Genomic DNA, 24735 nt, shown 5'->3' with positions numbered 1-24735 from the left:
GAGGACAGCACACGACGGCAGACGCAGACGACGACTGACGCAGACGAGACGCAAGCGAGACGTAAGGGAGCCCCGCCGCGATGGCCCGCCGCAGTTCGCAGACCCCGCCGCCCGGAGATTTCGAGGAGCGGATCCTCGACGTCGACGTCGTGGACGAGATGCAGGGCTCCTTCCTGGAGTACGCCTACTCGGTGATCTACTCGCGTGCGCTTCCCGACGCACGGGACGGTCTGAAGCCGGTGCACCGGCGGATCCTGTACCAGGCCAACGAGATGGGCCTGCGGCCGGACCGCGCGCACGTGAAGTGCGCCCGGGTGGTGGGCGAGGTGATGGGCCGGCTGCACCCGCACGGTGACGCGTCGATCTACGACTCGGTCGTCCGGATGGCACAGCCGTTCTCGATGCGGCTGCCGCTGATCGACGGGCACGGGAACTTCGGTTCGCTGGGCAACGACGACCCGCCGGCCGCGATGCGGTACACCGAGTCGCGGTTGACGGCGGCGTCGATGGCGATGGTGGAGTCGATCCACGAGGACACCGTCGACTTCGGGCCGAACTACGACGGCAGCGAGCAGGAGCCGCTGGCGCTGCCGGCCGCGTTCCCGAACCTGCTGGTGAACGGTGCGACGGGGATCGCGGTCGGAATGGCGACCAACATGCCCCCGCACAACCTGTCCGAGGTGGTGGCGGCGGCCCGTCACCTGATCAAGCACCCGAACGCGGACCTGGACACGCTGATGCGGTTCGTGCCCGGGCCGGACCTGCCGACCGGCGGCCGGATCGTCGGCCTGTCGGGCATCCGGGACGCGTACGAGTCGGGCCGTGGCACCTTCAAGATCCGTGCGACGACGTCGATCGAGAGCGTGACGGCCCGCCGCAAGGGCATCGTGGTCACCGAGCTGCCGTACAACGTCGGCCCGGAGAAGGTCATCTCGAAGATCAAGGACCTGGTCAACGCGAAGAAGCTGCAGGGCATCGCGGACGTCAAGGACCTCACCGACCGCGAGCACGGGCTGCGGCTGGTGATCGAGGTGAAGAACGGCTTCGTGCCGGAGGCGCTGCTGGAGCAGCTCTACAAGCTGACGCCGATGGAGGAGACCTTCGGCATCAACAACGTGGCGCTGGTGGACGGCCAGCCGCTGACGCTGGGCCTGAAGGAACTTCTGGAGGTCTACGTCGACCACCGCTTCGTGGTGGTGCGCCGGCGCAGCGACTTCCGCCGGCGCAAGCGCCAGGAGCGGCTGCACCTGGTCGAGGGCCTGCTGGTGGCGCTGGTCGACATCGACGAGGTCATCGCGATCATCCGGTCGAGCGACAACGCGGCGCGGGCGAAGGAGCGCCTGATGGAGCGTTTCTCGCTGTCGGAGACGCAGACCGCGTACATCCTGGACACGCCGCTGCGCCGGTTGACCCGGTTCGACCGGGTGGAGCTGGAGGAGGAGCAGGCGAAGCTCAACTCCGAGATCGCGGAGCTGACCGAGATCCTGGAGTCGGACGTCCGGCTGCGCAATGTGGTGTCGAGCGAACTGGGCGCGGTGTCCAAGCAGTTCGGCACCGAGCGGCGGACGGTCCTGCTGGAGGCGGGCGCGGCTCCGTCGGCGGCGCTGTCCGTTCCGCTGGAGGTGGCGGACGACCCGTGCCGGGTGCTGCTCTCCTCGACGGGCCTGCTGGCGCGCACGGCGGACGGCGAGCCGTTCGAGGTGTCGGAGAAGCGGTCCAAGCACGATGTGATCGTCTCGGCGGTGCCGGCCACGGCGCGTGCGGACATCGGTGTGGTGACGTCGGCGGGCCGGGTGCTGCGCCTGCCGGTGATCGATCTGCCGGCGCTGCCGCCGACGCCCTCGCCGACGCTGGCGGGCGGCGCCGCGGTGGGCGAGTTCCTGCGCCTGGAGACGGGCGAGCGGGCGCTGGCGCTGACCACGCTGGACGAGTCCTCGCCGGGTCTGGCACTGGGCACGGTGCAGGGCGTGGTGAAGCGGGTGGTGCCGGAGTGGCCGGCGAACAAGGACGAGTTCGAGGTGATCGCCCTCAAGGAGGGTGACGAGGTGGTCGGCGCGGTCGAGCTGCGCACCGGCGAGGAGGACCTGGTCTTCATCACCTCCGACGCCCAGTTGCTGCGCTACCCGGCGGGTCAGGTGCGCCCGCAGGGCCGCCCGGCCGGCGGCATGGCGGGCATCAAGCTGTCCGACGGTGCGCGGGTGCTGTCGTTCACCGCCGTGGATCCGGCGGCGGACGCGGTGGTGGTCTCGGTGGCCGGTACGTCGGGCACGCTGACCGGTGAGGAGCAGAGCTCCTGGAAGGTCACTCCCTTCGAGCAGTACCCGCGCAAGGGCCGGGCGACCGGTGGCGTCCGCTGTCAGCGCTTCCTGCGTGGCGAGGACGCGCTGGCCTTCGCCTGGGCGGGCGTCGCGCCGGCCCGGGCCGCGACCACCAAGGGGGCCCCGGTCGACCTGCCGGAGCGCGACCCGCGTCGTGACGGTTCGGGTACGCCGGTGACGGCGCCGATCGGTGTGGTGGCCGGCCCGGTGTAACGGCTGCCGGTCGCAGGAGGAGGAGGGGTGCCGGCGTCCGGCATCCCTCCCCTCTGCTTGGGCCCCGGCGCGGAGCCGGCCGTACCGGGGCTGCCCGGGAAGGCGCGGGCCGGGCGCGGAGGCGTCCGAGGGAGCCAAGCGGGGGCCAAGACCGCTGGCGCGGAAGGGGCCAAGGGTAGCCTTGCCTGCGTGAGCACCTGTGCGACGCTGTCGCGTGAACTGTTGGAGCCGCTGGCCGCCACGGCGGCCACCGCCACCACCTGGCTGCTGATCGAGCAGACCGGGCCGTGGGGTGCGAAGGCGCTCGCGGAGAGCCATCTGGACGCCGCGGTGGGGCGGGCCCTGGAAGCGGCCGCCGCCGGAACGGGCGTGCGGGTGGCGCTGATCCGGCGGCCCGGCCGGCACGCGGACTGTCTGCCGAGCGCGCGGCACGAGGTGTTCGTGGCGCACACCGTGCCGGGCCGCGGTTGGGTGCGCCGGGCGGACGTGGCGGATCCGGCGGAGCTGCTCGGGCTGGACTTCGGGGCGCTGGGGGCGGGCGAGCACGGCGGGTTCGGCGTGGAGCACGTCGGCGGCCCGGTGGCCCTGGTGTGCACCAACGGCCGGCGGGACCGCTGCTGCGCGCTGCTGGGCCGGCCGCTGGCGGCCCAGCTGGCCGCGGCCGGGCACAGCGAGGTGTGGGAGGTGACGCACCTGGGCGGGCACCGCTTCTCCCCCACCATGCTGGTGCTGCCGTACGGCTTCGCTTACGGGCGGCTGACGGCGGAGAGCGCCAAAGAGGTGCTGGCGGCGACGGCGGCCGGGCACATGGTGCCGGAGTGGTCGCGGGGCTGCTCGGGCTGGGAGCGTCCGGGCCAGGCGGCGGACCACGCGGTGCGGTTGGCCGTCGACGAGACCGAGGTGGACGCGCTGACCCTGACCCAGCGGTCCGCCGGCGCCGGGCGCTGGCTGGTGACCGTGCGGCACCGGGACGGCCGGGCCTGGGAGGTGGACGTGGTCGAGGGCGCGAGCGAGCCGGCCCGCCCGGAGAGCTGCGGCAAGGCGGCGGGCACGCCGTCGCGGATGGACGTGGCGGCGGTCCGGGAGCTGTCGGCCCGGGACGTGTGACGGCCCCGCGCCCGTGGGGGTGAGCGCGGGACCGTCGGCGAGGGGTCAGCCGGTGGCGGACTTGTCGACGAACTCGGTGGTGTAGGTGCGGGCGAGGTCGATGGAGCCCTCCTTGCCCTTGACGTCGGGGTGGAAGGCGGCGAGCACCGCGAGGACGGTCTTCGGTCCGTCGGCGGGCATCACCCCGTCCGTGGTGAACATCGGCAGGGTCGCCTTGATCGCCGCCGCGTACTGCTCGGCGCCGCCCTGCGCGTAGTCGGCGGGCATCTTGGCGGCGATCTCCTCGGGGCTGTGGGTGGACATCCACTTCAACGTCCTGACGAAGGCGTTGGCGAGCTTCTGGGTGGTGTCCTTGTTCTTCTCCACCCAGTCGGAGTTCATGTAGAGGGAGGACGAGGGGTAGAGCCCGCCGAGCGCGGCCCGCGAACCCTCGGGGGTGCGCATGTCGTAGAGGATCTTGCCGAGACCCTTGTCGAGGACGGTGGCCACGGTCGGGTCCGTGGTCATGCCGGCGTCGATGCTGCCCTGCTGGAGCGCGGCGATGAAGGTCTGGCCGGCGCCGACCGCGATCGGGCTGAACTCGCTCACCGCGGTGCCGTTCTTGACGGCGAGGTACTTGGTGAGGAAGTCGGTGGAGGAGCCGACGCTGGTGACACCGAGCTTCCTGCCCTTGAAGTCGGCTCCGGAGGTGATGGCGCCGGCCTGCTTGGTGGCGACGATCTCGACCTCGCCCGGTGCCTGGGAGAACTGCACCACCGACTCGACGTTCTTGCCCTTGGCCTGGAGGTCGATGGTGTGGTCGTAGAAGCCGACCGCGCCCTGGACGTCGCCGGCCAGCAGCGAGGTGGTGGCGTTGACGCCGGCCGGCTCGCTCATCAGCTCGACGTTGACACCGGCCTCGGCGAAGAAGCCGAGACGCTGGGTGAGCATGGCGGGCAGGTAGATGACCTTGTCCAGGCCGCCGACCATGATCTTGACCTTGGGGCCGTCGACCTTCTGCCCGGCCGGGGCGGCCCCGCCGTGGGACACCGAGGCGGCGTCGTTGGCACAGGCGGCGAGCGGGAACAGGAGGACGGCGGCGAGGGCGGCGGCGGCGGCTCTGCCGGTCGGGTTCGGGCGCATGGGTGGGGGGTGCCTCTCTGCTACGGAACGGGGTGGGGGTCAGCGGCCGTCGCTGGATTCGGCGGGCTTCCAGCGGAACAGCTTCTTCTCGGCGAAGGTCAGCAGCCCCTCGGTGAACAGCGCGACGACGGCGAGGATGGTCATCGCGGCGTACACGCCCGCCGCGTTGAAGGTGCCCTGAGCGGCTGCGACCAGCAGACCGAGGCCCTTGGTGGCACCGATGTACTCGCCGACGATGGCGCCGATCAGTGCGAATCCGAAGCTGACGTGGAGGCTGGTGAAGATCCAGGTGGTGGCGGCGGGGATGACCACCTGAAGGGTGACCCTGCGGTTGTCGGCACCCAGGATGCGGGCGTTGGCGACCAGGTTGCGATCGACTTCGCGGGCGCCCTGGAAGGCGTTGAAGAAGACCGGGAAGAACACCAGCACCACCGCCGAGGCCACCTTGGAGGCCGGGCCGAGGCCGAACCAGATCAGGAAGATCGGGGCCAGCACGATGCGCGGGATGGCGTTCAGCACCTTGATGTAGGGCCCGAACACATCGGCCAGGAAGCGGATCCGGCCCAGCGCGATGCCCAGCAGCACCCCGCCGGTGACGCCGATCACCCAGCCGGTGAGGGCCTCGTAGAGGGTGTAGCCGATCTGCTCCCCGAGCGAGCCCTGGGCCGTGCCGTGGGTGATCCACTGCCAGATCTGTGCCCAGATCTTCGACGGCTGGGAGAAGTTGAACGGGTCGACGACCTCCGTCCGGGCACACAGCTCCCAGAGCCCGAGGAAGACCAGGAGCACCGCGATCCGGGCCCCGAAGATGACCAACTTCCGCTTGCGGGCGGCCCGTTCACGGGCCAGCGTCCTGGTCTCGGCGGCCGCTGCGGGCTTTCCGGCGACGGCCGGCACGGTCTCAAGCGGCACGACCCGCTCCTCTCTCGCGGGTGATGCGCACCTCTTCGCCGAGCGAAGCCCAGATCTCGCGGTACAACTCGACGAACCTCGGCTCCAGTCGGACGGCCTCCACGGTGCGCGGGCGGGGCAGGTCCACGGTGAAGACCTCCTTGACGGTGGCCGGGCCGGCCGTCATCACCACGACCCGGTCGGCCAGCGCGATCGCCTCGTCCAGGTCGTGGGTCACGAAGACCACGGACGAACCCGTACCGGCCCACAACTCCAGCAGCTGGTCGGACATCAGGGCCCGGGTCTGCACGTCCAGCGCCGAGAACGGCTCGTCCATCAGCAGGATCCTGGGGTCGTTGACGAAGGTCTGGGCGAGCGCGACGCGCTTGCGCATACCGCCGGACAGCTGGTGCGGGTAGCGGTCCTCGAACGCGCCGAGGCCCACCCGGGCCAGCCAGTCACGGGCCCGCTCCCGGGCCTCGGCGGCCGGGACGCCGCGAAAGCGCGGGCCGGCCGTGACATTGGACAGCACGGTCCGCCAGGGGAAGACGGCGTCCTGCTGGAACACGAAGCCGACCTGCGGGTCGATCCCGTCGACCGGCTCGCCGTACACCCGGACCTCGCCCTCGGTGGGCTCCTCCAGACCGCTGACCAGCGTCAGCGTGGTGGACTTCCCGCAGCCCGTGGGCCCGACGACGGCGACGAACTCGCCCTCCGCGACGGTCAGGTCGAGGTCGCGGACGGCGGTGTGCAGGGCGCCGGACGGGGTGCGGAAGCGCTTGGTGGCGCCGGTCAACTCGATCGCCGGGGCCGGCGCCGGCCCGGTCGCCGGGGTTGTGCTCATGAGACCTCCCGGGTTTCGTCTGTGCTTGCCCCGGGAGGCTAGGAGCGGCGGGGGCGGCGGCGGGAGGCTTCTCGGCGAACTGCGGGTTCTCCGCGTTGAGGGGTGTTCTGCTCGTTTTGCTTCCGCTACAACAGCGGGGGCACGGCTGACAGAAACACCTCGGAAACATAGGGTGTGCCGACCACTGCCCCGCCACCCCGTCCGATTCCACCCGAGCCGACCCGATCCCCGACCCCCGCCCTGGTCCCCGACCCCTTCATCGTCCACTTCATCGTCCAGCCCGACCCCTGCGCCGCCCGGCCGGTCCCCGCCCGTGCCCGTCGGCCCCGGCCGGCAGTACCGGCCGGCAGCCCCACCCGTCGGCCCCGGCCGGTCGGCCGCTCCCGAGAGGAGGCCCGGATGAAGCACCCCCACTGGCCCCGCCGGGTCTTCGCCCAGCTGCTGCTGAGCCAGACCGTGGTGACCGTCGGCGTCACCGTCGTCACCGCCGGCCTGTTCCTGGCACCGGTCAGCTCCGAGCTGGACCACGACGCGATGCAGCGCGCGCTGTCCATCGCCCAGGCCACCGCCAGCGACGAGGTGATCGCCCGGGCCGCCGACGCCCGCGACACCGCCACCGCGCAGCGCAACGCCGAGCAGATCCGGACGGCCACCGGCGCCAGCTTCGTCGTGGTCACCGACCTGGACGGCATCCGGCTCTCGCACACCGATCCGGGCCGGATCGGCCAGCGGGTCTCCACCGACCCCGAACCGGCCCTCAGCGGGCGCAGCGTCACCGCCATCCAGGAGGGCACTCTCGGCCGCACCGCGCGCGGCAAGGTGCCGCTGCGGGTCGCCGGCGGACGGATCGTCGGCGAGGTCTCGGTGGGCATCAGCGACGACTCGATCCGGCGGCGGCTGTTGAAGATGCTCACCGGCATCCTGCTCTGTGCGGGCGCCGGCCTGACCGCGGGCACCGTCGCCACGCTGGTGCTGGCCCGCCGGCTGAAGCGTCGCACCCACAACATCGCGCTGGCCGACATCTCGGCGCTGCTGGTGGAGCGGGAGGCGATGCTGCACGGAATCCGCGAAGGCATGGTGGCCCTGGACGAACGGGGCCGGATCCGGCTGGCCAACGACGAGGCGGTGCGGCTGCTCGGCCTGCCCGAGGAGTGCGCCGGCCGGCCGATCGACGAGGTGCTGCCGCCGGGCCGGCTGGCCGACGTACTGGCCGGGCGGATCACCGGCACCGACCTGCCGGCCGTCCGGGACGACCGGGTGTTGGTGGTGAACCGGATGGCGACGGCCGAGGGCGGCGCGGTGGTGACCCTGCGCGACCGCACCGAGCTGGAGTCCCTGGTCCGCGAACTCGACACCACCCGCAGCCTCACCGAGGCCCTGCGGGCCCAGGACCACGAGCACGCCAACCGGCTGCACACCCTGCTCGGGCTGTTGGAGCTCGGGCGGCACGAGCAGGCGGTGGCGTTCATCTCCGAACAGTCGGGTTCGCACGCGGCGGTCGCGGCCCGGATCGCCGAGCAGGTACAGGACCCGCATGTCGCGGCGCTCCTGGCCGGCAAGGCCGCGGTGGCCGGCGAGCGCGGCGTCCGGCTGGCGGTCGCCCCGGCGGCGCACCTGCCGGACGCGGTGGTGGACGCCCGCACGCTGGTCACCGTGCTCGGCAACCTGATCGACAACGCCGTCGACGCGGTGGCCCCGGGCGGCGGCCAGGTGGCGGTGACCCTGGCGGCGGCCGGTTCGACCCTGCTGGTCGAGGTCGCGGACAGCGGCCCGGGCGTGCCGGCGGGCCTGCGCGCGCAGGTCTTCGAGGAGGGGTGGACCAGCAAGGAGGCGCCCGCGCACCGGCCGCGCGGGCTGGGGCTGGCGATGGTGCGGCGGCTGGTCGAACGGACCGGCGGCCGGATCGTGCTGGACACCGGGCCGCTCGGCGGTGCCCGGTTCACCGTCGAGCTGCCCGAAGCGCTGCACGGGGACGCCCAGGCCGCGCCCGAGCCGCCCGCCCCGGCTCCGCCCATCGCCGCACCGCCCGCCGCACCACTCGTGGAGGCCTCATGATCGACGTACTCGTGGTGGACGACGACTTCCGGGTCGCCGACGTGCACGCCGCGTACGTGGCCAAGGTGCCCGGCTTCCGGGTCACCGGCACCGCGCACTCGGCCGGCGAGGCGCTGGCGGCGCTGGAGCGTCGCCCGGTGGACCTCCTGCTGCTCGACCAGCACCTGCCGGACGAGACCGGACTCGCCCTGGTGCGGCGCCTGCGCGAACGGCAGGTGGCCTGCGACGTGATGATGGTGACGGCCGCCCGGGACGTCTCCACGGTGCACGCCGCGATGCAGCACGGCGCCCTGCAGTACCTGGTCAAGCCGTTCACCTTCGCGGGGCTGCGGGAGAAGCTGGTCGCGTACGCGCAGCTGCGCCACGCGCTGGCCGGACCGGCCGCCCGCGAGGCCGGCCAGGACGAGGTGGACCGGCTCTTCGCCACCCTGCGCAGCACGGCGGCCCCGGCCCTCGCCCTGCCCAAGGGCCACTCGGCGCCCACCACCGACCTGGTGCTCGGGGTGCTGCGCCGTGCCGGACGGCCGCTCTCCGCCCAGGAGGTGGCGGACGCCACCGGGCTGAGCCGCTCCACCGCGCAGCGCTACCTCAAGCAGCTGGAGCGGGACAGCCGGCTGCGGCTCACCCTCCGGTACGGCGACACCGGTCGGCCCGAACACCGCTACGTCCTGGCCGTGCGGGCCTGAGGGCGGCCCCGGCCGGCGCCGGAACCTCCGGCGGCCGGGCCGGGCGGACGTGGCGGAACCCCGGCGGGTCCCAGGCCCGTCGGGGTTCCGTCTGCGGCGCGGGGCCGCGGCTCAGGCCGCGCCGGCGCCGGTGAGGGAGCGCACCTCCAGCTCGGCGTAGCGGTCCGGGTCGGCCTGCTCGGGCGAGGTGAGGGTGCCGATCCAGCCGGCCAGGAAGCCCAGCGGGATGGAGATGATGCCCGGGTTCTCCAGCGGGAACCAGTGGAAGTCCATCCCCGGGAAGAGCGCCACCTTGCTGCCGGAGACCACCGGCGAGAACGTCACCAGCAGAATCGCCGGAATCAGCCCGCCGTACACCGAGCAGACCGCGCCGCGCGCGGTGAACCGCCGCCAGAACAGCGTGTAGAGCAGCACCGGCAGATTGGCCGAGGCGGCGACGGCGAAGGCCAGGCCGACCAGGAAGGCGACGTTCAGCTGCTGGGCGAAGAGACTGAGCGCGATCGCGAGCGTCCCGATCCCCACCGCCGCGATCCGCGCGACGCCGACCTCCTGGCGCTCGGAGGCCTCCCGTCGGGCCCGCCGGGAGGCCGGGACACCGCCCCGACGGCGCGGGCGGCCCCGCCAGGCGCCCGCCCAGATGTCGTGGGCGAAGGCGGCCGAGGAGGCGAGCGTCAGCCCGGCCACCACGGCAAGGATGGTGGCGAAGGCGATCGCCGAGATCAGCGCGAACAGCACCACCCCGCCGGTGCTGCCGTTGCCGCCGCCGAGGACGAGGGCCAGCAGCGGCACGGCGGTGTTGCCGGCCGCGTTGGCGTGCCGGACCTCGGCCGAGCCGACCAGCGCGGTGGCACCCAGGCCGAGCGCGATGGCCATCAGGTAGAAGCCGCCGACCAGCCCGATCGCCCACATCGTGGAGCGGCGGGCGGCGCGCGCGGTGGGCACGGTGTAGAAGCGGGAGAGGATGTGCGGCAGCCCTGCCGTGCCCAGCACCAGCGCGAGACCGAGGCTGAAGAAGTCCAGCCGACTGGTGAAGCTCGCCCCGTACTTGAGCCCCGGCTCCAGGTACCGCTGCCCGGCGCCGCTGTGCTGGGCGGCCTGCCGCATCAGCTCGGCGACGTCCCCGTGGAAGCGGACCATCAGCAGCACGGTGAGCAGCACCGAGCCCGCGATCAGCAGGAAGGCCTTGACGATCTGGATCCAGGTGGTGGCCCGCATTCCGCCGACCGTGACATAGACGATCATCAGACCACCCACCGCCACAATGGTCCAGGTCCGGGCCTGGCCGCTGCTGGTGCCCAGCAGCAGGGCGACCAGGCTGCCCGCGCCGACCATCTGGGCGACCAGGTAGAGCAGGGTGACGACGACGCTGGCGCCGCCGGCCGCCGCCCGGACCTTGCGCCGCCGCAGCCGCAGCGCCAGCACGTCGGCGAGGGTGTACCGGCCGGCGTTGCGGACCAGCTCGGCGACCAGCATCAGCACCACCAGCCAGGCGACCAGGAAGCCGATGCTGTAGAGCACGCCGTCGTAGCCGTACAGCGCGATCAGCCCGGCGACACCGAGGAAGGAGGCGGCGGAGAGGTAGTCGCCGGAGAGCGCGAAGCCGTTCTGCAACGGGGTGAAGTCACGGCCGCCGGCGTAGAAGTCCTCGGCGGCGCTGCCCCGGCGGCCCACCCAGAGGGTGATGCCCAGGGTGACCAGGACGATGACGGCGAAGAGCACGATGGCCAGGTCGTGGTGGTCGCCGGCGGGGGCGACGGGAGGCGGGGTGGCGGTCCTCATCGCAGCTGGTCCTGGGTGTCCCAGCGGAGGCCCAGCGCGGCCCGGTCCCGCTTGGTCCGGGCGTTGCGGGCGTAGAGCCAGGTGAGCACGAAGGTCGAGACGAACTGCAGCAGGCCCAGCACCCAGGCCACGTTGACCGGGCCCGCGACCGGGCTGCGCATCACCCCCGGCGCGGCGGCCTGGGCAGCGACGTACAGCAGGTACCAGCCGAGGAACGCCCCGCTGACGGGGAGGACGAAGGCCCGGTAGCTGCGCTTGATCTCCTGGAACGCCTCGCTGCCCTGGACGGCGCGGTACACCTCGCTGCTGGTGTCGACGGCCGGCGGGGCCCCGACCGACGGCATGGGCACCGACTGGACAGGCATCGGCTGGACCGGCGCCGGTGGCGCGGGCACCGGCGGGAGCGGCCGGGCCGGCGGCTCGACCTCCGTCCGGGCCGACGGCGGCGGCGGGGGCGCGGGCCGCCCGGGTTGGGGGGCCGCGGCGGGAGCGGCCCACCAGTCGAATCCCTGCCCCTGTCCGGGTCTGCTCGTCTGCTGCTGTGGCACTGCTGCTCCTGAACCGGCGGGGCTCTGACGGAACCCATGATGGAGGCCCGCGGAGCCCGCCAACTCCCATTGCAGATACGTTCACTCGATGAGGTGATCGATCATCAGACAGACGCTCATCCCACTACTGCTGCGTACCGGTGATCCCGTGGCGGAAGGCGTACGCGACCGCCTGGGCCCGGTCCCGCACCGCGGTTTTGGCGAACAGATTGTTGATGTGCGTCTTCACGGTGGCCGGGCTGACGAACAGCCGCCGGGCGATCTCGGTGTTGGAGAGCCCCTCCGCGATCAGGGCCAGTACCTCGGCCTCGCGGGCGGTCAGCCCGTCCGGCAGCTCCCCCGACCCACCCGCTCCGGGCCCGGTCGCACCCGGCCGGCCCGTGCCGCCGGGGGCCGCGCCCGGCGGGCCGGCCTGCGCCGCACCGTCCGCCAGCCGCTCCAGCAGGCGCAGTTGCACCTGCGGCGAGAGCCCGGCCGCACCCGAGCGGACGTCCGCGACGGCCCGGGCGATCTCCTCGCCGCCCGCGTCCTTGGTGAGGTAGCCCCGCGCCCCGGCCCGCAGCGCGGGGAAGAGCGAGTCGTCGTCGGCGTAGGTGGTGAGCACGACCACCTCGGTCTCCGGGTACGCCGCCCGGATCCGGCGGGTGGCCTCGACGCCGTCGCAGCGCGGCATCCGCAGGTCCATCAGGACGACGTCCGGGCGGTGCCGCTCGACCAGCGCGACGGCCTCCTCACCGTCGGCGGCGGCACCGACCACCTCGATGCCGGGCAGCAGGCCGAGCAGCATCACGATGCCCTCGCGCACCACCGTCTGGTCGTCCGCCACCAGCACCCTGGTCGGACTCGCCCCGTTCACGCCGGCACCCGCAGCAGCACGCGCCACCCTCCTTCGTCCGGACCCGCCAGCAGGGTGCCGCCGAGCAGTTCCGCGCGTTCGCGCATCCCCAGCAGACCGTACCCGCTGCCGGTGGCGGCCAGCCCGCCCGCCGGCTCACCACGGCCCGGGCGGGCGTTGCGCACCTCCAGCTCCACCACGTCGGGCAGGTAGCGCAGTTCGAGCGTGCAGCGCGCGCCGGGGGCGTGTTTGCGCACGTTGGTCAGTGCCTCCTGCGCTGTGCGCCGTACCGCGAGCCCCGCCTCGGCAGGGAGCGGACGCGGCGTCCCGGTGACGGAGAGCACCGCCCGCTCACGCCCGGTCAGCTCCACCAGGAACTCGCCGACCGGGGTGAACTCCCCGCGCAGGGCGGAGAGCGCCTGCCGGGTCTCGCCCAGACCGTCCAGCGCCATCCGCCGCGCGGCCACCACCCGTTCGCGGACCTGCTCCCGGTCGGTGCCCGCGTCCAGCATCAGCCGGGCCGCCTCCAGGTGGACGAGTTGCGCGGACAGGCTGTGCGCCAGGACGTCGTGGATCTCCCGGGCGATCCTGGCCCGTTCGGCGAGCGCCGCGCTCTCCGCCTCGGCGGCCCGCGCGGCCCGCTCCTGGGTCAGCAGCAACCGGGCGGTGCCACGTGCCTCGGTGTCCAGTCGCAGCAGGTAACCGAGCAGGGCGAGCCCGCCGACCGTGGCCGCGATCGCCAGCCGGCTCTCCCAGCTGGCCGCCGTGTAGCAGCCGAAGGCGGCCGCCGCCGTGGCCAGCGCGGGCACGGCCGGCAGCCGGACCAGCGCGGTCACCGCCAGCCCGCCCCAGACGAAGTCGGCCAGCATGTACGCCCGCCCCCACTCGGCGAGCCACGCGCCGCAGATCAGGGCGGCAGCGAGGAGGAGGGCGGGCCGCAGCAGCTGCGCCCGGCTGACCCGCAGGAAGGCCGCCGCCGACAGGACCGCCGCGGCCAGCCCGGCGGCCGCCGCCACCAGGCCCCAGCCGGCGTACCCGCCGCGCGAGTACGTCCCCCAGCCCACGGTGACGAGCAGCACCGTCCGGCCGATCAGCGTCAGGGCCCGCCGGGCCGGGCTCTCCGCGTCCCGCTCCAGTCCCTCGCGGGACGGCCAGCTGGTCCAGCTCGACCCGGACACGGGCGTCCCCCTCCTCGGTGTGGTCACGTACGGCCGGCCGCTCAGCCGGCCACGCCGGCGCGGTAAGGGCTCTCCAGGCTTCGTGCCCTCCAGTTCACCACGGCGGTCCGGACCACCAGCAGCGCGGCGAGGCCGAGCATGAGCCCGCTGCCGCTCTGGCGGACGTGCAGCGCCGCACCGAGGCCGTACAGGCCGATCCGGACGGCGATCATGCCGGCCCAGGCCGCCGCGGTCGCCCGGGTGCCCCGGGTCCAGAGCGCGCCGTCCGCGCCGCGCCAGATCCGGACGGTCCAGCCCCAGACGCAGCCCATCGCCAGTACCACCAGCAGCGAGGTGGCGGTCAGCCCGATCGAGAGCGCCCGGTGGGCCCCGTCGACCAGGCCCGGATCACGCAGCGCGAGCACGGCGAGGATCAGCGGCAGCACCCAGAACCGGCGCTCGGTGTCGAGTCGCTGCGGGCGCAGTTGGCGGCGCAGCACCAGGGCGACCACCGCGATGATCACGAGGATGTTGACGAGGCCGGTCATCGGACTCTCCGTCCCGACGGGGGTTCTGCTGACCTCACCGACGCTACGGATCCGGCGCCGCCCGGTGATCGGCGCCGGGGTGGACCGGGGGTGGAGCGGCACGGCGCGGGCCCTCCACCCGAGGGTGGAGGGCCCGGCGGCGCAGCGGTGTGCTCAGGCGTCGATGCGGGAACGGTCCAGGGTGGCCGCCGAGTCGACGATGAACTCCTTGCGGGGGGCGACGTCGTTGCCCATCAGCAGGTCGAAGATCTTCTCGGCCTGCTCCAGGTCGCCCAGGTTGATCCGGCGCAGCGTGCGGTGGCGCGGGTCCATGGTGGTCTCGGCCAGCTGGTCGGCGTCCATCTCGCCGAGGCCCTTGTAGCGCTGGACCGGGTCCTTCCAGCGCATGCCCTTGCGCTGGAACTCCAGCAGGGTGGAGCGCAGCTCGGCGTCGGAGTAGGTGTAGTGGTACTTCTCCTGGCCGCGCTTGGGGCTGGTGAGCTCGATCCGGTGCAGCGGCGGCACGGCAGCGAAGACCCGGCCCTGCTCGACCATGGGCCGCATGTACCGCTGAAAGAGCGTCAGCAGCAGGCACCGGATGTGCGAGCCGTCGACGTCGGCGTCGGCCATGAAGATGACCCGGCCGTAGCGGGCCTGGTCGATGTCGAAGGTGCGGCCCGAACCGGCCCCTATCACCTGGATGATCGCGGCGCACTCGGTGTTCTTGAGCATGTCGCTCACGGACGCCTTCTGCACGTTGAGGATCTTGCCGCGGATCGGCAGCAGCGCCTGGAACTCGGAGTTGCGGGCCAGCTTGGCGGTGCCGAGGGCGGAGTCCCCCTCGACGATGAAGAGTTCGCTGCGCTCGACGTCGTCGCTGCGGCAGTCGGCCAGCTTGGCCGGCAGCGAGCTGGTCTCCAGCGCGGTCTTCCGGCGCTGGGCCTCCTTGTGCTGGCGGGCGGCGACCCGGGTGCGGGCGGCTGCGACGACCTTGTCCAGGACAGCCCTGGCCTGGACCTTCTCGTCCTTCTTGGCGGAGGTCAGGAAGGCCTTGAGCTCCTTGGCGACCACCGCGGCGACGATCCGGTTGGCGGCCGAGGTGCCCAGCACCTCCTTGGTCTGGCCCTCGAACTGCGGCTCCGCGAGCCGGACGGTGACCACGGCGGTGAGGCCCTCCGTGGCGTCGTCCTTGGTGATGTCGTCCTCGGCGACGCGCAGGACCTTGGCGGCGCGCAGCGCCTCGTTGACGGTCTTGGCGAGCGAGCGCTCGAAGCCGGTGACGTGGGTGCCGCCCTTGGGGGTGGCGATGATGTTGACGAAGGAGCGCAGGGTGGTGTCGTAGCCGGCGCCCCAGCGCAGCGCGATGTCCACCCCGAGGGTGCGGGTGACCTCGGTGGGCGTCATGTGGCCGACCTCGTCCAGGACGGGGACGGTCTCCTTGAAGGTGCCCTCGCCGTGCAGCCGCAGGACGTCGCAGACCGGCTTGTCCGGCGCGAGGAACTCGCAGAACTCGGCGATGCCGCCGTCGTAGCGGAACGTCGACTCCTCGACCCCGTCGCTCTCGGTCAGCCGCTCGTCACGGACGACGATGGTCAGGCCGGGGACGAGGAAGGCGGTCTGCCGGGCCCGGTTGTGCAGGTGCTCCAGGGAGAGCCGGGCGTCCTTGAGGAAGATCTGCCGGTCGGCCCAGTAGCGGATCCGGGTGCCGGTGCGGGTCTTCGGCACCTTGCGGGTCTTGGTCAGACCGTTGGCGGGCTCGAAGGGGGAGTCCGGGCCTCCCTCGGTGAAGATGCCGGGGGTGCCCCGGCGGAAGCTGATCGCATGGGTGTGGCCGCTGCGGTCGACCTCCACGTCCAGCCGGGCCGAGAGGGCGTTGACGACGGACGCGCCGACGCCGTGCAGACCGCCGGAGGCCGCGTAGGAGCCGCCGCCGAACTTGCCACCGGCGTGCAGCTTGGTCATCACGACCTCGACACCGGAGAGCCCGGTCTTGGGCTCGACGTCCACCGGGATGCCACGGCCGTTGTCGCGCACCTCCACCGAGGAGTCGTCGTGCAGGACGACGTCGATGCGGTCGCAGTAGCCGCCGAGGGCCTCGTCGACCGAGTTGTCGATGATCTCCCAGAGGCAGTGCATCAGGCCCCGGCTGTCGGTGGAGCCGATGTACATGCCGGGGCGCTTGCGGACCGCCTCCAGGCCCTCCAGGACGAGCAGGTGCCGAGCGGTGTAGTTGGAGCCGTCGTCCCCGGCCAGCAGTGCGGACGGCACGGTCGTTTCGGCACTCACGCGGCACTCTCCTCGGTGAAGTTCTGTCTCATCGGTCACATCCGGGCACGAGCCGGAACGTCCGCCAGTGCAGCACACCGCACCGACAGCCGTTGCCACCGCGTGTGCAGGTCGCTCCGCTGGGTGCGCAGCACGGCGAGCCGGTCCCGCGCAGCTTGTACGCGCTGCGCGAACAAGTACCGCGCCGGATTCCGCGCACGGGAGCGCCATCTCCTCCCGGTACCAGCGGTCCTGGCGGATCGTGGGACCGGGCGCAGGCTCCGGAACTGCCGTTATGCAGGCTACCGGGGCCCAGGACGGGGCTTATGCTCCAACCCAGCAGAGGATTATGCTACGCGGACCTCGCACCCCGTCCCGATCGGGCGTTCGAGCGACAGGCGGATCCTGGGATTCGGTACGCATGAACCACCGGCCCCCGGGGCACGTCCTCATCAACACAGCAGAATCCTCAAAGAAGAAAAGCCACGAGCGGGAACGTTTTCGGCCTGGTTGGATGTTGACCCTGGTACGACAGCTCGTCGAGCTAGAGAAGAGGCGACGTGACTACTGTTCTGACCCCTGCGAGCCCGCTCACCGCGGCTGACCGCTGCGACCGCTGCGGCGCCCAGGCCTACCTGCGCGTCGTACTCGCCAGCGGCGGAGAGCTGCTCTTCTGCGCCCACCACGGCCGGAAGTTCGAGCCCGAGCTCAAGAAGATCGCCGTGGAGATACAGGACGAGAGCGGCCGGCTCAGCAACACCACCAACGCCGCAGCCGCGGACGAAGAGCGCTGATACCGGGCGCCACAGCAGCAGCAGGCCACGAGCTGTGTCCGGCCGCGCACCGCGCGCGACCGGTGAGCCGGGCGACAGGTCCCCCTCGGGGGGCCGGTCGCCCGGCTCTGCTGTTTCGGCCGCGATCGCCGTGACCGCCGCGTCCGGGCCGGACCGGTCCGCACCGCCACCGCCCGGTCCGGCCCGACGCGCTGCCGCCGGCGGGCGACACCGCGTCAGAACGTGACCACCCGACTACAGGACGGAGCGTACCGCGCCGGAGACCGCGCCGATGCGGGTGTAGACGCCCGGGTGGGCCGCCTCCGCGCAGCCCGTCCCCCAGGAGACCAGTCCGGCGAGGCGACCGCCGACGACCAGCGGCCCGCCGCTGTCCCCCTGGCAGGCGTCCTTCCCGCCCTTCTCCTCACCGGCGCAGACCATGCCGCGGGCGTCGAAGCGCCCGTCCGATCCCCCCGGGTAGGCCTGCGCACAGGTCTGGTCCGGGGTGATCGACACATCGACGCCACGGAGCGTGGGCGAGTAGTTGCCCGTGCCCGAGGTGTCCCCCCAGCCGTAGACCTGCGCCCGGTTGCCCGCGAGGTACGGTTCGGTCTCCCCCTGGCCGACCAGGTCGATCACGGGCCGGACGCCCTGGGACTCGGTGAGGGTGAGCACCGCCACGTCGTTCATGTTGGCGGCGAAGGCGTAGTCGGGGTGGATCCAGACCGCCTGGACGGGCACCTCACGCCCGGCCGAGCCGCGCAGGTCATCCCTGCCGACCACGACCTTCAGCCCCGGCCGCTCCACCCGCTGACCCTTGGACTCGTCGTAGAAGCAGTGTGCGGCCGTCACCACCTTGGTCGGGGTGACGAGCGCGCCGCCGCAGAACTGCCCCGAGCGGCCGTTGCCGAACTGCTGGCGGCTGGCGACCGCCACCATCCACGGGTGGTCGGCGGTGCTCGCACCGACGCCGCCGATGATCCGCCGCTGGGCCTGGGCCGGTGCGGCCGCCGGGCCGAACGCGACCAGCGTCGCCGGCAGCGCCGCGAGCAGGCCCAGGACGGCGGCCCGGTGGCGGAGGCGCACCGGCCGGGTGGTGATGGGCGCTCGTCCGGGTGGCGAGGCGACAGTTGGCAGGTCCGCGCGATCCGGGTTGGGCAGCACCGTGTCTCCAGTTGGCTCGGCAGCAGGCAACCGGCACAGCGTAGGTGATCGACTACGGTCTGCGACCGCTTCCCGCCGCACTGCCACCCGGACGAGCGACAACCGCCACCCGGACGCTGACGCGCCGACCGCCGAGCGGCCGGCCGAACACGTGAGAAGGCCCGGAGCACGGGGCTCCGGGCCTTCTCACGATGCGGATCGCCGGACCGACCGGATCAGATCCGGCACAGGTCCCGCTGGTCGCGGATCAGTCCAGGTAGTCGCGCAGCACCTGGGAGCGCGACGGGTGGCGCAGCTTCGACATGGTCTTGGACTCGATCTGGCGGATGCGCTCACGGGTGACCCCGTACACCTTGCCGATCTCGTCCAGCGTCTTCGGCTGACCGTCCGTCAGGCCGAAGCGCATCGAGACGACGCCGGCCTCACGCTCGGACAGGGTGTCCAGCACCGAGTGCAGCTGCTCCTGGAGCAGGGTGAAGGAGACCGCGTCGGCCGGCACGACCGCCTCGGAGTCCTCGATCAGGTCACCGAACTCGCTGTCGCCGTCCTCACCCAGCGGGGTGTGCAGCGAGATGGGCTCGCGGCCGTACTTCTGGACCTCGATGACCTTCTCCGGGGTCATGTCGAGTTCCTTGGCCAGCTCCTCCGGGGTGGGCTCGCGGCCCAGGTCCTGGAGCATCTGACGCTGGACGCGGGCCAGCTTGTTGATGACCTCGACCATGTGCACCGGGATACGGATGGTGCGGGCCTGGTCGGCCATCGCGCGGGTGATCGCCTGACGGATCCACCACGTGGCGTACGTGGAGAACTTGTAGCCCTTGGTGTAGTCGAACTTCTCGACCGCACGGATCAGACCGAGGTTGCCCTCCTGGATCAGGTCCAGGAAGAGCATGCCGCGGCCGGTGTAGCGCTTGGCCAGCGAGACGACCAGGCGGAGGTTGGCCTCCAGCAGGTGGTTCTTGGCGCGGCGGCCGTCCTCGGCGATGATCTCCAGCTCGCGCTTGAGCTTCGGAGCCAGCTTGTCGGCGGCCGAGAGCTTGTCCTCGGCGAACAGACCGGCCTCGATGCGCTTGGCGAGCTCGACCTCCTGCTCGGCGTTGAGCAGCGGGACCTTGCCGATCTGCTTCAGGTAGTCCTTGACCGGGTCGGCGGTCGCGCCGGCGACGGCGACCTGCTGGGCCGGAGCGTCGTCCTCGTCGTCGTCGGAGAGGACGAACCCCTGCGACTCCTCCTCGGGCTCCGCCTCCTCGGCCGCCTTGTCGCCGGGCAGCGCGGCATCCTCGAGCAGCTCGTCCTCGCCGCCGAGCTCCTCGTCGCCCTTGCCCGTCTTGCTGGCGGCGGTCTTCTTGGCGGCGGTCTTCTTGGCCGGGGCGGCGGTCTTCTTGGCGGCCGCCTTCTTCGCCGGGGCGGCCTTCTTCGCCGCAGGCGCCTTCGCCTCGGCGGAGAGCGTGCCCGTCCCCTCGGTGGTGATCTCGGCGGACACCGTGCCGAGCGGGGCAGCGGCAGCCGCGACCGCCGGAGCGGAGATGGTGGCACCGGGCGCGATGCGCACGGGGGGCTTGGTCGGGGCCGCCGGAGCGGCCGGGTTCCGGGTGGTGACCGCCTTGGTGGCAGTGCGCTTGGTGGGGCTCTTGGCAGCGACGCTCTTGCGCTTGGCACCGGCCGGCTCGGCCGCGCTGACCATAAGGTCCACCCCCTCCTCAATCAGAACCTGGTTGAGGCTGCGCATGACGTTCTTCCACTTGGTGACCGGGATCTGGTCCGCCTCGAACGCCTGGCGCACGTCGTCACCGGCGATCTGCCCCTGGGCCTTGCCCCGCTCGATGAGCGCCAGCAGAGCCGCGGACTCGGCGATCTCGGGGGGAAGCGAACGGGATGTGCTGGCCGACACGAACAACCTCTCGGACGATGAGTGGACTCGAACCCGTACCGGCCGCCCGAGCGGGCGGGGAAGGAAATCGCGCATCGGACGCGCGGTGTCGATTCCGACCGACTCGGGCTTGAGGACTGGGTTTGCAGGACGGCAGCAGCGCCGCAGACCAACACAGCATTCTGACATGTTGGGGTATTCCGGAGCTGCTTCCGCTCAGGACACATCGCTGCTACTCGTCAAGTGTTACGCATGGCCTTCGTGTCGCGGGTCACACCACTCGGCGGCCGCGGCCCGGGGCCGGCTTCCATCATCCCTCACTCGCGGGAAAGCTCTTGGCATGGGCCGGACATTGTCGGGGCGTGGCCTCCGTGGCGTGACGATCCGGAAAGTCACGGCGGGTCGGCGGCGGGGCTGCGGAGGTCGGGGGCGGCCGGTGGTCGGGGCGGCCGGCAGTCAGGGCAGGGCGGCCGGGAGCGGTCGGGCGGCCGGTGGCCGGTGGCCGGTGGCCGGTGGCCGGTGGCCGGTGGCCGGGCTCGCGGCTGCCCGCTCGCGGGACGGCGGGGCCCGGCGGGCGCGAAGAAGCCCTCCGGCCGCGCCGTGCGGTGCAGCCGGAGGGCCGGGTGATTCGCGGGCCGCTCGGTCGCCGGGTGGGCGACTCAGTGCTCCCGAGGGGCGGGGACGGACGGCTCGATCTCGGGGTGAACGGTGAGCAGCGCCCGCACGGCGGCCTCTCCGGCGGTGCCGTCTCCCGTGCCGAGGGCGTCCACCAGCCGGGCGTGCAGGCTGACCGAGGCCTCCGAGGGCCGCTCGCAGGCGGTGGACGGGCCACCGGACACCTGCAGCGCGCAGGAGACGATCCCGGAGAGGTGCTCCAGCATCCGGTTCCCCGCCATCTGCAGGATCAGGGCGTGCAGCTCGGCATCGGCCCGCGAGAAGGTGGAGAGGTCGGCCTGGGCGGAGGCGTGGCCCATGATCTCGATCAGCTCGACCAGCCGCTGCTGGACGTCCTCCCGGCCGTGGCCAGCGGCGAGCCGGGCGGCCAGCGGCTCGATCGCCCAGCGGAGCTCGAACAGCTCCCGGCGCTGCTCGTCGCGCTGGGGGCCGAAGGCCCGCCACTCGATGATGTCCGGGTCGAGCAGGTTCCAGTCGCCGACCGGGCGGACCCGGGTGCCGACGTTCGGCCGGGCGCTGACCAGGCCCTTGGCCTCCAGCACCCGCAGCGACTCGCGGACGACGGTGCGGGAGACCTCGAAACGCTGGCCGATCTCCTCCGGGACGAGCGGGCGGTCGGCGCCGAGGTCGCCCGAGACGATCATCTGACCGAGCTGCTGCACGAGCTGGCCGTGCAGGCCTCGGCCGCGACTGCTGGTGGTCTTGCGGCCGACCCGGGCCAGATCCGACTCGGCGCCCTCCCAGCGGGGCGCCGGCGGGGTCGGCCGGTCGGCGTACGAGAAGCGGTCCAGATCGCCGGCGCCGGGGGTGGCACCTTCGGCGGAACGGGCGGGGGTCATGGTGGGGTGCGCAAGGGTACTCACAGGTCCTTTGTCGGCGATCGGCGGGCGCAGCTTGAGAATTCTCGTGAAAAGCACACGAAAGGGTGATCGACCGTGACTGGATAATTGACTTCTTATCAGGAAGAACCGCACATTGCGGCCACTGCTGGTCGATCTTGGCAGACCGTCAGCGAAGGCCCGGGGCTCACAAGGGCCTTCCCGGGGGCCTTCCGGCCTTCGACGAGTCTCTCGAGGGCCTCCCGCGGGAGCCCCGCCGGCGTGCGCCGAGGGCGGCTCCGGGCACCCGTCCGTGGCCTCAGAGCGCCCGGCGCCGGGCCTGAACCAGCAGGGAGGCGAGCAGCAGTACGAACACGGGCGCCGTCACCGCCGCCAGCAGCGCGGGGTCGGTCAGCGCCGAACCGCTCTCCGCAACCCGGCGGTCCCCGCCGTACACCCATCCGTACGCCCACTCGACGCCGGACTGGAACGGCAGCAACTCCGTCGCGCGAGCCGGCCAGGCCGTACCCGTCTGCCGCAGCAGCAGCGCCACTCCGGACTCCAGCAGCGGCGGCAGCGCGCAGAGCAGCAGCACCCCGGCGGCGGCACTGCGGGTCAGCGAGGCCGTCAGCACCCCGGTCCAGCCCGCCACGACCACCAGCAGGACGAAGGCCAGCAGGGCGGCCGGCGCCCCGTGACCGACCACGAGCGCCGCCGGGGAGAACACCCCCGGCAGGTCGGCGAGCCCGGTGAGACCGGCCGAGGACAGCGCCTCGGACACCTGACCCGACAGGGCGGCCGGATCCGACCAGGCGGCCGCCTCCACGCCGTCCGGGAGCGCGAAGTGCACGGCCACCGTGTCGACCAGCAGGGTGGCCAGCGCCGACAGCCCGGCCACCGGGCCGATCACCACCAGCTTGGCGAGCAGCAGCCGCACCCGGCGCGGGTACGACACCTGCGAGGCGGCCAGCCCCGGGTGCCGCACCTCGTGGCCGTAGGAGAGCGCGCCCAGCACGCCGGCGCCGAGCGCCGCGAACGGCAGCGGGATCAGCGGCACGGTCGCCGTCAGCAGCCGCACTCCCGCCGGCCCGGCCAGCGGGCCGACGGGAGTCTGGGCAGCCAGCACCGCGGCCACCACGGCGTCGCAGAGCAGCACGGCGGCGAGGAGCAGCCAGGTGGAGCGGAGGCCGCGCAGCCGGCGCAGCTCGTAGGCCAGTACACGCACGGTTCACTCGCTCCGGTGGTCGGGGACAGCGGGAGTGGCAGGGGTTGCAGGGGTGGCCGTCGGAGCCGAGCGGGCGGGCGGCGCACCGGCGGCCGTCGCCGGGTCCAGCCGGCCGAGGCGGACGGTGTCAGCGGTCAGCAGGTCACCGGCGGCCGCCTCCTCGTGCCGGGCACGGGGCTCGGGGGCCGGGCCGCCGCCGGACCGGACGAGTCCGCGCAGGCCGTCCCGGAACAGGCGGTCCACGGCGACGGTCGGAGAGGTGTCCGCGGACTCGAGGTCCCCGCCGGTGGCGGTGGCCTCGGTGCCGCCGGTGGTCCCGGCGGCTTCCGGTTCGGGCCGGCGGGACGAATTGGGCTGCCGGGCCGGGCGGGGCGCGTTGGGCTGCCGGGGTGCTGGCCGGGCGGCGCGGGCCGTGACCGCCGACAGCGCCGTCGCGGCGGCGACGGTGCCGGCACCCGTGACGGACGAGGAAGGCAGCGCGAGAACCGGCAGAGCGCCCGCGCCCGGTGCGGCCGCGGCCGGCCGGGGCTCCGCCGCCGGCTCGGCCTCCGGTGCACCCGTCGCCGGCTCCGAGCCCGCCGAGCCGGCGACCCTCTCCGGCTGCGGCTTCGGCTTCGGCTTCGGCTTCACGGAACCGGCCGGGCGGGGCTCGGCCACCCGAGCGGACATGGGGCCGGCCGGGCGGGGTTCGCCCGGCGTCGACGTGACGTGGAACTGCCCCGAACGCCCCGAGGCCGTGGGCAGGGTGGCTCGGGGCGCGGGCTGCTCGACCACCCGGTCGGCGAGCTCGTGCAGCAGGATGCCGTGGCGGTAGGCGAGTTCACCGATCTCGGTGCGGTCGATCCCCGACACCGCCAGGCCGGCCCCGCCGTCGCGGCGCACCGCCGCGCCCTGGCCCGACAACAGGTCGGCCAGCCGGGCCATCTGCGGCCCGCGCACGGCGACCTCCGGGCTGAGCCGGGTACGGCAGAACTCCGCCACCGGTTGATCGGCCACCAGGCGGCCCTGGTCGAGCGTGATCACCCGGTCCGCGAGCAGGGCGGCCTCCTGCGGCGTACGGGTGGTCACCAGGACGGTTCCGCCCGCGACCCCGAACGAGCGCAGGAAGGAGTGGAACCACTCCACGTTGCGCGGTGACAGCCCCTCGGTGGGTGCGTCGAGGATCAGGGTGCCCGGGTCCCCGAGCAGTGCCGCGGCGAGGGCCAGCCGCCGGTGCATGCCGGGCGAGAAGGTGCGCAGCCGCTGCCCGGCCACGGCGGCCAGCCGGGTCTGCTCCAGCAGTTCGTCGGCCCGGCGGGCGGGGACTCCGGCGGCCGCCGCCAGCATCCTGAGATGGCCGACAGCCTTTCGACCGGGGTGCCCCGCGATCGCTCCACCGGCTCCACCGGCGCCGGGCAGCAGAACGCCGACCTCGCGCTCCGGGCGCCGGAGCCGACGGTAGGTGCGGCCGTCGAAGAGCGTGACGCCCTGGCCGCGTTCGAGCTCGAGCATCAGCCGCAGCGCGGTGGACTTGCCCGCCTCCTCGGGGCCCAACAGGACCGTCACCGCGCCCGGGCGGGCGTCGAAGGTCAGGTCGAGCACCGCCGGCGGACCGCCCCTGCGGTAGACCTTGGTCAGTCCGGTGATCTGGATCATCGCTGGCTGCTCCCGTGCCCTCGGCCGACCTGGTCTGCGCGGCGCGGACCGTGCCCGCACGGCCCCGCGCCAGCACATTAGGGGGCCGGAGCGGCGATTCCGGGCATTGCGGAAGCGGCGCGGGCCCACCGCCCGCGCACCTCACCCGATCAGGGGACAATCCGATCCTGCGACGGAGCCACGGGGGGCCGATCGGGCGCGGGACTTCGGGCACCGGGGGGTTCCGGT

Annotated in this window: 19 protein-coding genes; 5 read left to right on the top strand and 14 right to left on the bottom strand. The window is 73.1% G+C overall.

All coding sequences use genetic code 11. From position 1 onward, the window contains the following. Positions 1–80: 80 nt before the first annotated feature. Together AB0J08_RS10540 and AB0J08_RS10535 are read left to right on the top strand one after the other, a co-directional pair. Positions 81–2531: a DNA topoisomerase IV subunit A gene (locus AB0J08_RS10540; protein WP_360630152.1), complete on the top strand. Its 2451-nt coding sequence runs from the start codon at positions 81–83 to the stop codon at positions 2529–2531. Positions 2532–2720: 189 nt separating this feature from the next. After that, entirely contained in the window at positions 2721–3638 is a 918-nt protein-coding gene (locus AB0J08_RS10535) for a sucrase ferredoxin (RefSeq protein ID WP_360630149.1), read from the top strand. A 45-nt stretch (positions 3639–3683) separates the two neighbouring features. Here AB0J08_RS10535 and AB0J08_RS10530 read toward each other — a convergent pair whose 3' ends face one another. The 3 genes from AB0J08_RS10530 to AB0J08_RS10520 are packed head-to-tail and all read right to left on the bottom strand — an operon-like array spanning position 3684 to position 6495. Next, positions 3684–4760 (bottom strand): ABC transporter substrate-binding protein, encoded by a 1077-nt coding sequence (locus tag AB0J08_RS10530; RefSeq protein ID WP_360630146.1) that lies wholly within the window; start codon positions 4758–4760, stop codon positions 3684–3686. A gap of 39 nt (positions 4761–4799) precedes the next feature. Beyond that, positions 4800–5657 (bottom strand): ABC transporter permease, encoded by an 858-nt coding sequence (locus tag AB0J08_RS10525; RefSeq protein ID WP_360630227.1) that lies wholly within the window; start codon positions 5655–5657, stop codon positions 4800–4802. A gap of 4 nt (positions 5658–5661) precedes the next feature. Then, entirely contained in the window at positions 5662–6495 is an 834-nt protein-coding gene (locus AB0J08_RS10520) for an ABC transporter ATP-binding protein (RefSeq protein WP_360630143.1), read from the bottom strand. Positions 6496–6894: 399 nt separating this feature from the next. Here AB0J08_RS10520 and AB0J08_RS10515 point away from each other — a divergent pair, with 399 nt between their 5' ends. Next, on the top strand, positions 6895–8550 hold the full coding sequence (locus AB0J08_RS10515; RefSeq protein ID WP_360630140.1) for a sensor histidine kinase: 1656 nt from the start codon (positions 6895–6897) through the stop codon (positions 8548–8550). Next, positions 8547–9236, top strand: coding sequence for a response regulator (locus AB0J08_RS10510; protein WP_360630137.1), 690 nt, complete (start codon positions 8547–8549; stop codon positions 9234–9236). Before AB0J08_RS10515 ends, AB0J08_RS10510 begins: the two co-directional genes overlap by 4 nt. Positions 9237–9347: 111 nt before the next feature. Here AB0J08_RS10510 and AB0J08_RS10505 read toward each other — a convergent pair whose 3' ends face one another. From AB0J08_RS10505 to AB0J08_RS10480, 6 genes are all read right to left on the bottom strand, one after another. After that, entirely contained in the window at positions 9348–11015 is a 1668-nt protein-coding gene (locus AB0J08_RS10505) for a cation acetate symporter (protein ID WP_360630134.1), read from the bottom strand. Next, on the bottom strand, positions 11012–11359 hold the full coding sequence (locus AB0J08_RS10500) for a DUF485 domain-containing protein (RefSeq protein WP_360630131.1): 348 nt from the start codon (positions 11357–11359) through the stop codon (positions 11012–11014). Before AB0J08_RS10500 ends, AB0J08_RS10505 begins: the two co-directional genes overlap by 4 nt. Before the next feature lie 328 nt (positions 11360–11687). Further along, positions 11688–12419: a response regulator transcription factor gene (locus AB0J08_RS10495; RefSeq protein ID WP_360630128.1), complete on the bottom strand. Its 732-nt coding sequence runs from the start codon at positions 12417–12419 to the stop codon at positions 11688–11690. After that, a complete protein-coding gene (locus tag AB0J08_RS10490) occupies positions 12416–13576 on the bottom strand; it encodes a histidine kinase (protein WP_360630125.1) in 1161 nt (386 codons plus the stop codon). Before AB0J08_RS10490 ends, AB0J08_RS10495 begins: the two co-directional genes overlap by 4 nt. A gap of 41 nt (positions 13577–13617) precedes the next feature. Further along, the gene (locus AB0J08_RS10485; protein WP_360630122.1) at positions 13618–14103 is read right to left on the bottom strand and encodes a DUF1453 domain-containing protein; all 486 of its coding nucleotides are present in this window, start codon (positions 14101–14103) and stop codon (positions 13618–13620) included. 153 nt (positions 14104–14256) lie between these two features. Continuing rightward, complete coding sequence (locus AB0J08_RS10480) at positions 14257–16368, bottom strand: DNA topoisomerase IV subunit B (RefSeq protein WP_360630119.1); 2112 nt, start codon at positions 16366–16368, stop codon at positions 14257–14259. Positions 16369–16907: 539 nt separating this feature from the next. On the opposite strand from AB0J08_RS10480, the gene AB0J08_RS10475 reads away from it, so the two are divergent. After that, positions 16908–17141, top strand: coding sequence for a hypothetical protein (locus tag AB0J08_RS10475; RefSeq protein ID WP_360630116.1), 234 nt, complete (start codon positions 16908–16910; stop codon positions 17139–17141). Positions 17142–17375: 234 nt separating this feature from the next. Here AB0J08_RS10475 and AB0J08_RS10470 read toward each other — a convergent pair whose 3' ends face one another. The 5 genes from AB0J08_RS10470 to AB0J08_RS10450 form a co-directional block, all read right to left on the bottom strand. Beyond that, positions 17376–18206 (bottom strand): serine protease, encoded by an 831-nt coding sequence (locus AB0J08_RS10470; RefSeq protein ID WP_360630113.1) that lies wholly within the window; start codon positions 18204–18206, stop codon positions 17376–17378. Between the two features lie 325 nt (positions 18207–18531). After that, positions 18532–20175 carry an RNA polymerase sigma factor gene (locus tag AB0J08_RS10465; protein WP_360630110.1) on the bottom strand — a complete coding sequence of 548 codons (1644 nt, stop codon included), beginning with the start codon at positions 20173–20175 and terminating at the stop codon, positions 18532–18534. 638 nt (positions 20176–20813) lie between these two features. Beyond that, the gene (locus AB0J08_RS10460; RefSeq protein WP_360630107.1) at positions 20814–21692 is read right to left on the bottom strand and encodes a FadR/GntR family transcriptional regulator; all 879 of its coding nucleotides are present in this window, start codon (positions 21690–21692) and stop codon (positions 20814–20816) included. 274 nt (positions 21693–21966) lie between these two features. Next, positions 21967–22872 carry a hypothetical protein gene (locus AB0J08_RS10455; RefSeq protein WP_360630104.1) on the bottom strand — a complete coding sequence of 302 codons (906 nt, stop codon included), beginning with the start codon at positions 22870–22872 and terminating at the stop codon, positions 21967–21969. 3 nt (positions 22873–22875) lie between these two features. After that, complete coding sequence (locus AB0J08_RS10450; protein ID WP_360630101.1) at positions 22876–24507, bottom strand: ATP-binding cassette domain-containing protein; 1632 nt, start codon at positions 24505–24507, stop codon at positions 22876–22878. Positions 24508–24735 lie beyond the last annotated feature (228 nt).

This window comes from Kitasatospora sp. NPDC050463, assembly GCF_040655255.1.
Lineage (GTDB): Bacteria > Actinomycetota > Actinomycetes > Streptomycetales > Streptomycetaceae > Kitasatospora.
The sequence above is the reverse complement of the archived record's forward strand: the minus strand, read 5'-3'. Positions and strand labels throughout refer to the sequence as shown.

What these genes read in the sequence shown, in the direction of transcription:
- AB0J08_RS10505 (WP_360630134.1), bottom strand. Translation starts at nt 11,015, where the DNA reads ATGAGGACCGCCACCCCGCCTCCCGTCGCCCCCGCCGGCGACCACCAC.
- AB0J08_RS10510 (WP_360630137.1), top strand. Translation starts at nt 8,547, where the DNA reads ATGATCGACGTACTCGTGGTGGACGACGACTTCCGGGTCGCCGACGTG.
- AB0J08_RS10485 (WP_360630122.1), bottom strand. Translation starts at nt 14,103, where the DNA reads ATGACCGGCCTCGTCAACATCCTCGTGATCATCGCGGTGGTCGCCCTG.
- AB0J08_RS10520 (WP_360630143.1), bottom strand. Translation starts at nt 6,495, where the DNA reads ATGAGCACAACCCCGGCGACCGGGCCGGCGCCGGCCCCGGCGATCGAG.
- AB0J08_RS10450 (WP_360630101.1), bottom strand. Translation starts at nt 24,507, where the DNA reads ATGATCCAGATCACCGGACTGACCAAGGTCTACCGCAGGGGCGGTCCG.
- AB0J08_RS10530 (WP_360630146.1), bottom strand. Translation starts at nt 4,760, where the DNA reads ATGCGCCCGAACCCGACCGGCAGAGCCGCCGCCGCCGCCCTCGCCGCC.
- AB0J08_RS10540 (WP_360630152.1), top strand. Translation starts at nt 81, where the DNA reads ATGGCCCGCCGCAGTTCGCAGACCCCGCCGCCCGGAGATTTCGAGGAG.
- AB0J08_RS10515 (WP_360630140.1), top strand. Translation starts at nt 6,895, where the DNA reads ATGAAGCACCCCCACTGGCCCCGCCGGGTCTTCGCCCAGCTGCTGCTG.
- AB0J08_RS10500 (WP_360630131.1), bottom strand. Translation starts at nt 11,359, where the DNA reads ATGCCGTCGGTCGGGGCCCCGCCGGCCGTCGACACCAGCAGCGAGGTG.